12 protein-coding genes are annotated in these 11,185 nt (G+C 35.9%); 11 read left to right on the top strand and 1 reads right to left on the bottom strand.

The features are described from left to right. Nucleotides 1–158: 158 nt before the first annotated feature. A complete protein-coding gene (locus ACH0B5_RS17140) occupies nucleotides 159–950 on the bottom strand; it encodes an IclR family transcriptional regulator (RefSeq protein ID WP_406928201.1) in 792 nt (263 codons plus the stop codon). A gap of 270 nt (nucleotides 951–1,220) precedes the next feature. Here ACH0B5_RS17140 and ACH0B5_RS17135 point away from each other — a divergent pair, with 270 nt between their 5' ends. The 11 genes from ACH0B5_RS17135 to ACH0B5_RS17085 all read left to right on the top strand — a co-directional run bounded on the left by ACH0B5_RS17135 (nucleotide 1,221) and on the right by ACH0B5_RS17085 (nucleotide 10,820). Then, nucleotides 1,221–2,681: an aldehyde dehydrogenase gene (locus ACH0B5_RS17135; RefSeq protein WP_406928200.1), complete on the top strand. Its 1,461-nt coding sequence runs from the start codon at nucleotides 1,221–1,223 to the stop codon at nucleotides 2,679–2,681. A gap of 42 nt (nucleotides 2,682–2,723) precedes the next feature. Further along, a complete protein-coding gene (locus ACH0B5_RS17130; RefSeq protein WP_406928202.1) occupies nucleotides 2,724–3,488 on the top strand; it encodes a 2-keto-4-pentenoate hydratase in 765 nt (254 codons plus the stop codon). 14 nt (nucleotides 3,489–3,502) lie between these two features. Beyond that, a complete protein-coding gene (locus ACH0B5_RS17125) occupies nucleotides 3,503–4,384 on the top strand; it encodes an acetaldehyde dehydrogenase (acetylating) (protein ID WP_406928199.1) in 882 nt (293 codons plus the stop codon). Between the two features lie 30 nt (nucleotides 4,385–4,414). After that, nucleotides 4,415–5,431, top strand: a complete 1,017-nt coding sequence (dmpG, locus tag ACH0B5_RS17120) for a 4-hydroxy-2-oxovalerate aldolase (RefSeq protein WP_122973267.1) — start codon at nucleotides 4,415–4,417, stop codon at nucleotides 5,429–5,431. A gap of 10 nt (nucleotides 5,432–5,441) precedes the next feature. After that, nucleotides 5,442–6,230, top strand: a complete 789-nt coding sequence (locus ACH0B5_RS17115) for a 2-keto-4-pentenoate hydratase (protein WP_406928198.1) — start codon at nucleotides 5,442–5,444, stop codon at nucleotides 6,228–6,230. A gap of 27 nt (nucleotides 6,231–6,257) precedes the next feature. After that, nucleotides 6,258–6,449, top strand: a complete 192-nt coding sequence (locus ACH0B5_RS17110) for a 4-oxalocrotonate tautomerase (protein WP_122973265.1) — start codon at nucleotides 6,258–6,260, stop codon at nucleotides 6,447–6,449. Between the two features lie 707 nt (nucleotides 6,450–7,156). Beyond that, the gene (gene dnaX / locus ACH0B5_RS17105) at nucleotides 7,157–8,926 is read left to right on the top strand and encodes a DNA polymerase III subunit gamma/tau (protein ID WP_341362921.1); all 1,770 of its coding nucleotides are present in this window, start codon (nucleotides 7,157–7,159) and stop codon (nucleotides 8,924–8,926) included. Between the two features lie 62 nt (nucleotides 8,927–8,988). After that, a complete protein-coding gene (locus tag ACH0B5_RS17100) occupies nucleotides 8,989–9,303 on the top strand; it encodes a YbaB/EbfC family nucleoid-associated protein (RefSeq protein ID WP_122973263.1) in 315 nt (104 codons plus the stop codon). A gap of 12 nt (nucleotides 9,304–9,315) precedes the next feature. Further along, complete coding sequence (gene recR / locus ACH0B5_RS17095) at nucleotides 9,316–9,912, top strand: recombination mediator RecR (protein WP_122973262.1); 597 nt, start codon at nucleotides 9,316–9,318, stop codon at nucleotides 9,910–9,912. Nucleotides 9,913–10,275: 363 nt separating this feature from the next. Continuing rightward, nucleotides 10,276–10,488, top strand: coding sequence for a YaaL family protein (locus ACH0B5_RS17090; RefSeq protein ID WP_174232708.1), 213 nt, complete (start codon nucleotides 10,276–10,278; stop codon nucleotides 10,486–10,488). 62 nt (nucleotides 10,489–10,550) lie between these two features. Continuing rightward, nucleotides 10,551–10,820, top strand: a complete 270-nt coding sequence (locus ACH0B5_RS17085) for a pro-sigmaK processing inhibitor BofA family protein (protein ID WP_122973260.1) — start codon at nucleotides 10,551–10,553, stop codon at nucleotides 10,818–10,820. The last annotated feature ends 365 nt before the right edge of the window (nucleotides 10,821–11,185 follow it).

Here is an 11,185-nt window from a genome sequence, read left to right as displayed (position 1 = left end):
CCCCTTTAGGGGCAGTTAGTAAGGAGCCCTTATAGGGCGTTACTAAAACCGCCTGTTTTACAGGCGGATATTTATTTGTTTCCTGTATATCCGATTTTTCTAATTAATCTTCAAACGGTTTGTAAATAGCTCTTAGCACAGTCTACTAAGTGCTTGCCTTATGATTTGAATAACCTCGCATTATAACCTAATCTTACAGAAGTTTCATTTGCAGCCTGCATTAAAATGCGAGCAATAGAAGGAATTTTATAATCGTGCATTCTTTGAATAGGTCCAACAACATTAATGGCATAAATTACTTTGCCTGTATGATCTCGAATGGGTGCTGCTACAGATCGAGTTCCTTCTGTTAGTTCCTCAGTGCTAACTGCATAACCTTGTTCTTTAATTTTTTTTATTTCGGATCTTAATATATCAGGGTTCGTAATAGTATTTTTCGTAAATGGGTATAAGCCATTGTCAATAATTTCTTCTACTAAGTTTTCATTATGAAAGGCAAGGAGCACTTTTCCAGAGCTCGTACAATAGGCTGGATTTCGCCGCCCGATATGGGTCAGAATTCGAACAGGATGGTTACATTCTTTCTTTTTAATATAAATTGTATCAAGCCCATCTAATATCGCTAAGTGTGCCGTTTCTTTTGTTTTTTCAACTACTTCATTTAAAACAGGAATTGTTTCTTGATTAAACTCAAAATCATTTGAGACTAATCCTCCAAGTGTTAAAATCGTCAACCCTAAGCGGTACTCTTTTGTTTTGGGATCCTTTACTACGAAACCTTCACTAGCGAGCGTCTTCATTATTCGGCTCACAGTACTTTTGGCTAAACCTAATGATTTAGCTAAATCACTAACTCGCATGGTAGGGTTATTGACGTTGAAGCTTTTTAAAATAAGCAGGGTATTTTTTACAGAGGATAACATACTCGAATCATTCCCCATGTTTACCATTCCTCCTTTATGTTTCAAAAAGGGGACTTTTTCTTTATATTTTACTAATTTTATACTTAAAAGTATATAAACCCCCAATTATCCTCGGTGTTTCTTTGTACAGTTAGCAAAATTTTATAAAATTTAAAAAAGTTTAAGGCTGTTCCGTATAAAGGAACAGCCTTATTTGAATTGAAGGTGGTAGTTCTTATAATGAGTTTAAAATTAGAGTTGTGAAAAGTTGGAATTTGTAAAGAAACATTATTCACACTCAAAAGTGGAGGGATTTAAATGATTACAACAGAAGCGAAGGTAAAACCGATTGATTGTCAACATTATATTGAAGGAAGATATATTCCTTCAAAAAGCGGAAAAACATTTGAAAATATTAATCCAGCTACCGAGGAAGTTTTGGGAATTGTTGCCGAAGGTGGCAAAGAAGAAGTGGACTTAGCGGTGCAAGCAGCTCGAAAGGCGTTAAAAGGAGAATGGGGGAAGCTTCCGTTAAGAAAACGTTCAGCGATATTACGTAAAATTGGTGATCTCATTTTAGAAAGAAAAGATGAATTAGCCATGTTAGAAACATTGGATACAGGAAAACCATTATGGCTCTCCAAAAATGTAGATATTGACCGTGCTGCCTACAATTTCCATTTTTTTGCAGACTATATGATTTCTGTTGGTACTGAAACATATCACCAAGATGATATTGCTATTCATTATGCGGTACGTCGACCGGTGGGAGTTGTTGGATTAATTAATCCTTGGAATTTACCGTTGTTGCTTATGACAAGGAAGCTTGCACCGGCCCTTGCTGGAGGAAATACAGTGGTGATGAAACCATCTGAAGTTACACCAATGACAGCAACAGTCCTTGCACAAATTTGTTCGGATGCAGGTGTACCTGATGGTGTTGTTAATATGGTACATAGTTTTGGAGAAACAGGGGCTGCTATTACTTCTCATCCTGATGTAGATGCAATTGCCTTCACAGGAGAAACAGTTACGGGTAGTGCGATTATGAAAGCAGCAGCTCCAACATTAAAAAAGCTATCCTTTGAGTTAGGCGGTAAAAATCCGAATATTATTTTTGCTGATGCTGATTTAGATGATGTCGTTGAAACAACACTACGTTCCAGTTTTATGAACCAAGGGGAAGTTTGTTTATGTGGTTCAAGAATTTATGTAGAAAGAACAATCATGGATGAGTTCCTTGAGAAATTTGTTAACGAAACGGAAAAATTAACAGTAGGCGACCCAATGAATCCGAATACAAAAGTTGGCGCATTAGTTAGTGAAGAGCATTACCGGAAAGTGCAAAGTTATTTAGAACTTGTACCACAAGAAGGAGGAAAGTTCTTAACTGGAGGTAAACAAGCACAAGGATTGGAAAAGGGGTATTATATCGAACCTACGATTATTACAGGACTTGGCAAAGACTCTCGATGTGTTCGTGAAGAGATATTTGGTCCTGTTGTAACGGTAATACCATTTGATACGGAAGAAGAATTATTGGAACAAGTAAATGATACGCATTATGGACTAAGTGCTTCCCTTTGGACAACAAATATTAAACGTGCCCATCGTATTGCTGGCCAAATTGAAGCGGGGATGGTGTGGATCAATACATGGTTCTTACGTGATTTACGCACACCATTTGGAGGTATGAAACATAGCGGCCTTGGTCGTGAAGGTGGAGCTCACAGCTTTGATTTCTACACTGAATTGTCCAATATTACGATTAAACTTTAGGAGGCGCTTTTAGTGAACAAAACCAATGTACTTGATACTAAAATGTTTTCTAATCACCTAGCAAATGCTTGGAATATTGGCGAAGGGGTTCAACCTGTAACAGCTTTAAATCCCGATCTTCATGTTGATGATGCTTATAAGATTCAGTTATATACAATTCAACAACAAGTGCAGTCTGGCCAAACTATTACAGGTAAGAAAATTGGGTTGACGTCCAAGTCTATGCAAACAATGTTAGGGGTTGGGGAACCTGATTTTGGTCATTTGTTAGATGGAATGGAACTTAAAAATGGAGATAGTCTTTCTTTCAAAAAATTACTACAGCCAAAAGTTGAGGCGGAAATTGCGTTCATATTAAAAGAAGATCTAGTTGGTCCGAACATTACTTCCTTTGATGTACTACTTGCAACAGATTATATCGTCCCAGCACTTGAAATCGTAGACAGTAGAATTAAAGATTGGGAAATCACCTTAGTCGATACAGTTGCCGATAATGCTTCATCCGGTTTTTATGTTTTAGGTGAAAATCGTAAAAAAATAACGGAAGTCGATTTAAAGCAAATAGGTATGGCGCTCTATCACAATGATGTATTGCAAAATACAGGAGTAGGGGCAGCTGCTTTGGGAAATCCCGCAAAATGCGTGGCATGGTTAGCAAATAAACTTGCAGATTACGACGTAGCTCTAAAAGCTGGAGAAGTGGTTTTATCAGGTGCTTTATCTGCTGCTATTGAAGTGAAACCTGGAGATCGTTGTCGTGCAAAATTTGCTGAACTTGGAGAAGTAGCAGTTTCATTTACTGAGTAAAAGGGGGAAAGGTTATGAGCAAAGTAAAGGTCGGAATCATTGGAACTGGTAATATTGGTTCGGACTTAATGATGAAGTTAGCCCGATCCGAAGTACTGGAATTAACTACAGTAATGGGAGTAGATCCATCCTCAAGGGGAATGCAACGTGCAAAAAGGGATGGCTATCAAGTGTTTGAAAATGGTATTGACGGTTTGCTTCAATATCCAAATAGTGTGGATATTTTGTTTGATGCGACCAGTGCCAATGCCCATATTCATAACGCACAAGTTGCAAAAAAACTCGGTAAACAAATGATTGATTTAACTCCTGCTGCTATTGGACCTTTCATTGTACCACCTGTTAATTTAGGTGCTCATTTAGATACTGACAATGTCAATCTAGTTACATGTGGAGGCCAAGCTACCATTCCTATTATTCACGCAATCAATAAAGTGGAGTGTGTTGAATATGCCGAAATAGTGGCTACCATTTCCAGTAAAAGTGCAGGACCAGGAACAAGGGCAAATATAGATGAGTTTACAGAAACAACAGCGAAAGCTATCGAAGTAGTGGGAGGAGCAAAAAAGGGGAAAGCAATAATAATTTTAAATCCTGCTGAACCACCCATTATGATGAGAGATACTGTTCACGTCATTGTGAACAATAATCAAGTTAATCAAGAGCTTGTAGCCGATTCTATTTATAAAATGGTAGAAAAAGTTCAATCTTACGTACCAGGCTATAAATTACGTACAGAACCGATATTTGAAGACAATAAAATTACAGTATTCCTTGAAATCGAAGGGGCTGGACATTATTTACCGAAGTATGCTGGGAATCTAGATATTATGACATCAGCAGCTGTTAAAGTGGCAGAAGAATTTGCAAAACACCGTATGGAAACAATTGTATAGAGGCTTTTTAAAAGAGGGGGGATACTTAAAGTGGAAAAAGAAATAATCATTACGGAAGTAGCCTTACGGGACGGAAGTCATGCCATTGGCCATCAATATACAGTCGATCAAGTGGCGACTATTGCTAAAGCATTAAATGAAGCAAAGGTTCCTTATATTGAGGTCACCCATGGAGACGGCTTAGGAGGTTCATCCTTACAATATGGATTTTCTAAAACGGATGAAATGAAGTTAATAGAAGCTGCTGTATCTGTTGTAGATTTTTCAAAACTTGCTGTGTTGTTACTTCCAGGAATTGGTACTATTGAAAATTTAAAAGAGGCATCAAAAATAGGCGTTAAAATGGCCCGAATTGCTACTCATGTAACTGAAGCTGATATTTCAAAACAACATATCGAAACGGCGAAAAATTTAGGAATGGAAACAGTCGGCTTTTTAATGATGAGTCATATGGCTCCAGTAGAGAAGTTAGTGGAGCAGGCTAAATTAATGGAAAGTTACGGTGCAGATACAGTTTATATTGTAGATTCTGCTGGAGCACTATTGCCGAATGAAGTCCGAGAAAGAGTGAAGGCGCTTAAAAATGAACTTGCTATTAATATTGGTTTTCATGCTCATAACAATTTGTCCCTTGCCATGGGAAACACCCTTGCTGCCATTGAAGAAGGGGCAACTCGAATTGATGGAAGCATTCGTTGTTTAGGGGCAGGAGCAGGCAATACTCAAACAGAGGTTTTAATTGCCGTGTTAGAAAGGATGGGTATAAAAACAGGTATTGATTTATATAAATTAATGGATGTATCAGAAGATATCGTTTCAAAAATTTTACTTGAACCACAAATTATTAATAGAGATAGTCTAACGTTAGGTTATGCAGGCGTCTACTCTAGTTTTTTATTACACGCTAAACGTGCAGCCCAACGATTTGGCGTCGATTCCCGAGATATTTTAATGGAGTTAGGGAAAAGAAAAGTAGTTGGTGGTCAAGAAGATATGATTGTCGACGTAGCTGCTGAACTCTCTAAAGAGAAAATAACAATCGGGTAGGAGGAGCTTGATGAACCATCATTTAATCGCAGAACTTACAGAGTATGTCCACAACACAGAAAAAGATAAGAAAGAAATTGAAAAAATTACTGCTCAATTATATCCAACATTAACAATTGAGGAAGCTTATATGATTCAAGAAGAGCTTATTAAACAGAAGTTAGAGCAAGGTTATAAAATTGTTGGACCAAAAATGGGGATTACAAGTGAAGCAAAAATGAAACAAATGAACGTCAAAGATCCTATTTATGGTTACATCTTTGATTATATGATAGTAGAGGACGGAGACTTTATTTCATTATCTGATTATATCCATCCAAAAGTAGAGCCGGAGATTGGTTTTGTTTTAGGAAAAGATCTAGAAGGACCGAATATTACAGTCCAAGATGTTTTAGATGCAACAGAATACGTATTCCCTGCAATTGAAATTATTGATAGCCGATACGAAAATTTTAATTTTACACTGCCAGATGTCATTGCGGACAACACATCAGCGAGGGGAGCTGTATTCGGTACTAACTTGCGAAACCCAGAAGATGTAGCACTAGATATGGTAGGTGTCACGTTATCAATCAACGGTAAGGTGCAAGCTTTAGGAGCAGGTGCAGCAGTACTTGGTCACCCAGCAAATTCAGTTGCTCGATATGCCAATATGATTAGTAGAAAGGGACAAAAGGTAAAAGCGGGACAACCGATTTTAACTGGAGGTTTAACGGAAGCTATCCGACTTTCTGCTGGAGACTTTGTGCAAGTGAAGCTTGGAGGTATCGGAGAAGTATCCTTTTTTGTTAAAAAATAGTTGTTCATTCAATTAGGAGGTAGAGTAATGCCGTTCATTAATATTCAAATTATGGAGGGGCGACCTCCAGAAAAAATAGAAGGTTTAATAGCGGATGTAACAGAGGCGGTCAGCAAATCATTAGATGCTCCTTCAGAAAGCATTCGTATAGTCGTCAGCGAAGTTCCTAAATCCCATTGGGGGATTGGAGGCACCAGTGCTAAGAAGTTAGGAAGGTAAAGAGAATAATGTTAACGAAGAGTTATCTCAATTAGTTAGTGAGATAACTCTTTTTATTAGGTAGAATTATTTTTTCTTTAAATACAGTTAAAAATTCTCAAGTAAAATGGAGGGAAATTATTTTTCGGATATTAACCTGTTCTTTTAATTAAATCTGCATACTCATGGTCGTCAAGCGTAGTATGAAACTCATGAATTTTGGTTCCCATTTCGGTTAAACTTAATATTACTTTTCGTTGGTGCATGGCTTTAACTTTATATACAATCAAGTGCTAGTAACATCTATCCAATTTGGTAGTGGTTAATGGAAATTGATTATACCTACTTTCAGAGCTACGTGGGGATCGTTGCTATTGCGAAGGCAACCTTTGGAGTTTGGATTAAATTTATGGCACCATTGTTTTATGATTTGGATAGGTATATCGGTCGTTATTTTGTACTATATTTCATTTCCTCGGTTGGTTGGACAGAGTTTTAAGTAACATTGAATTTTTAATTAGGTTAATTAGAGTATGGATGGATACACTCTAAATAACCTTTTATCTATTTCGGGGGATATTTTACTAAATGTATTACACTAATATATAAACTAGTTTTTGCTATTATTAATAAGTTTGTTTTTTTGATCCATTCAAAGAAGAAAAGCACTCTTGTTTTATGCTATAATGTAGCTACTTAAATCGTGAACTTAGAAGGGGAGGAAAAAATTGACGTATCAAGCATTTTACCGTGTTTATAGGCCGCAAAGTTTCCGAGAAATGTCAGGTCAAACACATGTAAAAAGAACCCTTCAAAATGCTCTAGAGGCAAATAAAACAACCCATGCTTATCTATTTTCAGGTCCTCGAGGGACTGGGAAAACAAGTACTGCGAAAATTTTTGCTAAAGCATTAAATTGTGAAAAAGCTCCAACAAAGGAACCGTGTAATGAATGTCCTACATGTTTAAGTATTACAGAAGGTTCCCATCCAGATGTTATTGAATTTGATGCGGCATCGAATTCCCGTGTTGAAGAAATGCGGGATATTATTGAGAAAGTAAGATTTGCTCCAGCTAATGCTCGTTTCAAAGTGTATATTATCGATGAAGTGCATATGCTTTCTACTAGTGCCTTTAATGCACTTTTAAAAACGTTAGAAGAACCGCCTCCCCATGCCGTTTTTATTTTAGCGACTACGGAGCCTCATAAACTACCTGCGACAATTATTTCAAGGTGTCAGCGTTTTGATTTTAAACGTTTATCTTCTAATGATATTTTAGAACGAATGAAAATTATTTTAGAGGATATTGATTTACCGTTTGAAGAACAAGCCTTAAAGGTAATTGCGCAAGCATCAGCTGGTGGGATGCGTGATGCATTAAGCTTATTAGATCAAGTTGTATCGTTTAGTGGGGATAAGTTAACGTTAGAAAATGCTCTTCTTGTAAGCGGGTCGATTAGCCAAGACGTCTTTTACGATATAGCCTTTGCATTAAAAAATAAAGAAATTGCACAAGTATTAAGTTCTTTAGAAGAATTAATAGCTGAAGGTAAGGATCCGGTTCGATTATCAGAAGACTTTATTACTTTTTTCCGAGATTTATTGTTATTACAAACAAGTAGTGATTTAACTGAATTGCTGGAATTAGTAACATCGGAAGAAAAGTTTATAACATTAGCTCATGAATTTAACGCCGATACACTTTACGGATATATCGATATACTAGCTAAAACGCAACAAGAAATGCGTTTTTCCCATCATACTAAAATCTATTTGGAAACGGCTTTATTAAAAATGGCTCAAGTTCAAAATAGCAGTGTGGTGAATGGGCATGTTGGAGGCAGTGTTGACCCTGCTGTAAATGAAAAAGTGGCGAATCTTGAAAAAATGGTTCAACAGTTAACTTTACAATTGCAAAATGGGATTTCAGCACAAGGTAACCCTGCAATTCAACAGAAGGAAGCGCCACGTCCTCGAGCAAAAACGACTGGTTACAACGCGCCTGTTGGTAGAATTCGTGAAGTATTAAAAGGGGCAACAAAACAAGATATTCATCAAATTAAAAGTGCTTGGGCGCAAACATTAAGTCAGTTACAAAAATCACAAGCGGCATTATTAGCTGAAGCGGAACCGGTTGCAGCATCAAGTAGTGCATTTGTGGTAAAATTCAAGTATGATATTCATTGTCGAATGGTTGCCGAAAACAGAGAGTTTACAACACTCTTTTCTCAAATTCTCTCTCAAATAACAGGAACAATGTATGAATTATTATGTATTCCTGAAAATGATTGGATATCATTGCGTCAAAGCTTTATTAAAGAAAACGGTTTAAATCAGAAAAAAGAAACAACTGATCATGAAGGGGCACTGGTTCAGGAAAATATCCATGAAGATCCATTTATCGATGATGCGCAAGAGATTGCTTCTGAAGACCCTTTAATCGCAGAAGCTGAGAAAATGTTTGGTAAAGACTTTGTTGAGGTAGTTGAAGATTAAAATTCAAAAATTGATGTTATCGATTTAGATAAGGTCAAAATGTATATTAGGAGGAATTTATAATGCGTGGAATGGGCAATATGCAAGGTATGATGAAAAAGATGCAAAAAATGCAAAAAGAAATGATGCAAGCACAGGAAGAATTAAACGCAAAAGAATTTGAAGGTACTGCTGGCGGCGGTATGGTAAAAGTAACGATGAATGGACAACGTGAAGTCCTTAGTGTTAATTTAGACCCTTCTGTAGTAGACCCTGATGATGTAGAAATGTTAGAAGATTTAATGGTTGTAGCTACAAATGAAGCATTAAAGAAAGTAGAAGAAACAACTACTGCAACAATGGGTAAATTCACACAAGGCTTAAACCTTCCATTTTAGGAGGAAACAAAAATGTATTACCCTGAACCAATATCAAAGTTAATTGATAGCTTTATGAAATTGCCAGGTATCGGTCCGAAAACTGCGGCTCGACTGGCATTTTTCGTTTTGACAATGAAAGAAGATACAGTTTTATCCTTTGCAAAAGCTTTAGTCGATGCGAAACGAAATTTAACGTATTGTTCTGTTTGTGGTCATATTACAGACGTAGATCCTTGTCAAATCTGTTCTGATAAAACACGGGATGTTTCCACTATATGTGTAGTCCAAGATCCAAAAGATGTTATTGCGATGGAAAAAATGCGTGATTATCAAGGGTTGTATCATGTACTACACGGTGCTATTTCACCAATGGATGGCGTTGGACCAGAGGATATCAATGTCGCGTCATTAATTACTCGCTTGCAGGATGAACGAGTACAGGAATTAATCTTAGCTACAAATCCTACCATTGAAGGTGAAGCAACAGCGATGTATATATCTCGCCTTGTTAAACCATCGGGAATTCGTACGACTCGTATTGCCCATGGGTTACCAGTAGGTGGGGATTTAGAATATGCAGATGAAGTTACTTTATCAAAAGCATTAGAAGGAAGACGTGAACTATAATCATTACACTAATTTCTCTTTCTAATTTCGGAGAAATTCAACTTGTTGTTTATACTTTCTATTTAAACTCAATGGCTATATCGTTGAAGCCATTCAAAAAACAAAATATGATAGATTTATAAGTTAGTAATGTGTGTCAGTATTCTTTTTCCTTTGAAGTAGGTGGGAACTGTTACATATATAAAGTTTCTCATTAAAAAAATGGATTTTTAAGTTAGCTGATACCGCTAATTATCCTTTTAAATGAAAATTTCTTGAGCTGATTAGTGTTAGGTCAAGTACTAACCTAATAAAAGTAGTGAATTTTTTATTTATCATTATATGTCTTTCCTGTAAATTGGTATAAGGTGAGTGGAGTAGTTGATGTTTAGCCGTAAGGGGAAATTAAAAAAAGAATTCGATGAAAAATTAATTCATCTTATAAAAGAGACCAAAGAAGATTGGAATAGCGCAAAAGTGATTGAAGGGTTAGTAGATGATTACGATCTTGAAATCATTGCACAACGTAAAATTGCGGAAAGTATTCATTTTTATTTATTTAAAGAAGCACGAATTCGAAAAATATTACTTAAATGAACATAATAAGAGTAGACGTAAAAGCATATGCTCCTATGAATACATTATTAAGGAGGATATGATTGACAACATACATTGTAATTGGTGTTGTTTGTGCGCTACTCTTTTTTGGTATCTTAATAGGAAGAAAAATAGGGTTTAGTGTTGTTTTTGAAAAGTTAGCTATTTTATGGTTTAAGTTAGCTTGTTCATTTGCTTTACTTTACATAGCCCATATTATAGTTGATGGTTATGATATTATTGTTCCTGTTAACTTGTTTTCAGCATTAACAATAACGATTTTAGGAATACCAGGTGTAATATGTATTGGTGTTTTAACCGTATTTCAATAATCAATGAAAAAAGGTATTGCATATTTAAAGTTATAGTGATATATTAATACATGTCGCTTTTGCGATGTCAAAAATTTACTTAAATTCAAAAAAAGATATTGATTTTTGAATATTGAGTTGATATAATATTAAAGCTGTCGTATGAGACGCAACATTTTAAATTTAAAAAGTTGTTGACTTAAAAGTGATAATGCGATATAATTTAAAAGTTGCTTAAGAAACACAGTGACAAATGAACCTTGAAAACTGAACAACAAAACGTTAATGAAATACAGTTTTAACTTAATAGTTGAAACGAAATTTTGGACATCATTATGATGCCAGTGTAAATTTAGAGCTTTATCAAATTTTCTTTTATGGAGAGT

This window comes from Ureibacillus sp. 179-F W5.1 NHS (genome assembly GCF_045369345.1).
Classification (GTDB): Bacteria; Bacillota; Bacilli; order Bacillales_A; family Planococcaceae; genus Ureibacillus; species Ureibacillus halotolerans.
The sequence above is the reverse complement of the archived record's forward strand: the minus strand, read 5'-3'. Positions and strand labels throughout refer to the sequence as shown.

Coding starts and splice junctions, on each gene's coding strand:
- ACH0B5_RS17140 (WP_406928201.1), bottom strand. CDS start 950: ATGGTAAACATGGGGAATGATTCGAGTATGTTATCCTCTGTAAAAAAT.
- ACH0B5_RS17135 (WP_406928200.1), top strand. CDS start 1,221: ATGATTACAACAGAAGCGAAGGTAAAACCGATTGATTGTCAACATTAT.
- ACH0B5_RS17130 (WP_406928202.1), top strand. CDS start 2,724: ATGTTTTCTAATCACCTAGCAAATGCTTGGAATATTGGCGAAGGGGTT.
- ACH0B5_RS17125 (WP_406928199.1), top strand. CDS start 3,503: ATGAGCAAAGTAAAGGTCGGAATCATTGGAACTGGTAATATTGGTTCG.
- ACH0B5_RS17115 (WP_406928198.1), top strand. CDS start 5,442: ATGAACCATCATTTAATCGCAGAACTTACAGAGTATGTCCACAACACA.
- ACH0B5_RS17110 (WP_122973265.1), top strand. CDS start 6,258: ATGCCGTTCATTAATATTCAAATTATGGAGGGGCGACCTCCAGAAAAA.
- ACH0B5_RS17100 (WP_122973263.1), top strand. CDS start 8,989: ATGCGTGGAATGGGCAATATGCAAGGTATGATGAAAAAGATGCAAAAA.
- recR (WP_122973262.1), top strand. CDS start 9,316: ATGTATTACCCTGAACCAATATCAAAGTTAATTGATAGCTTTATGAAA.
- ACH0B5_RS17090 (WP_174232708.1), top strand. CDS start 10,276: ATGTTTAGCCGTAAGGGGAAATTAAAAAAAGAATTCGATGAAAAATTA.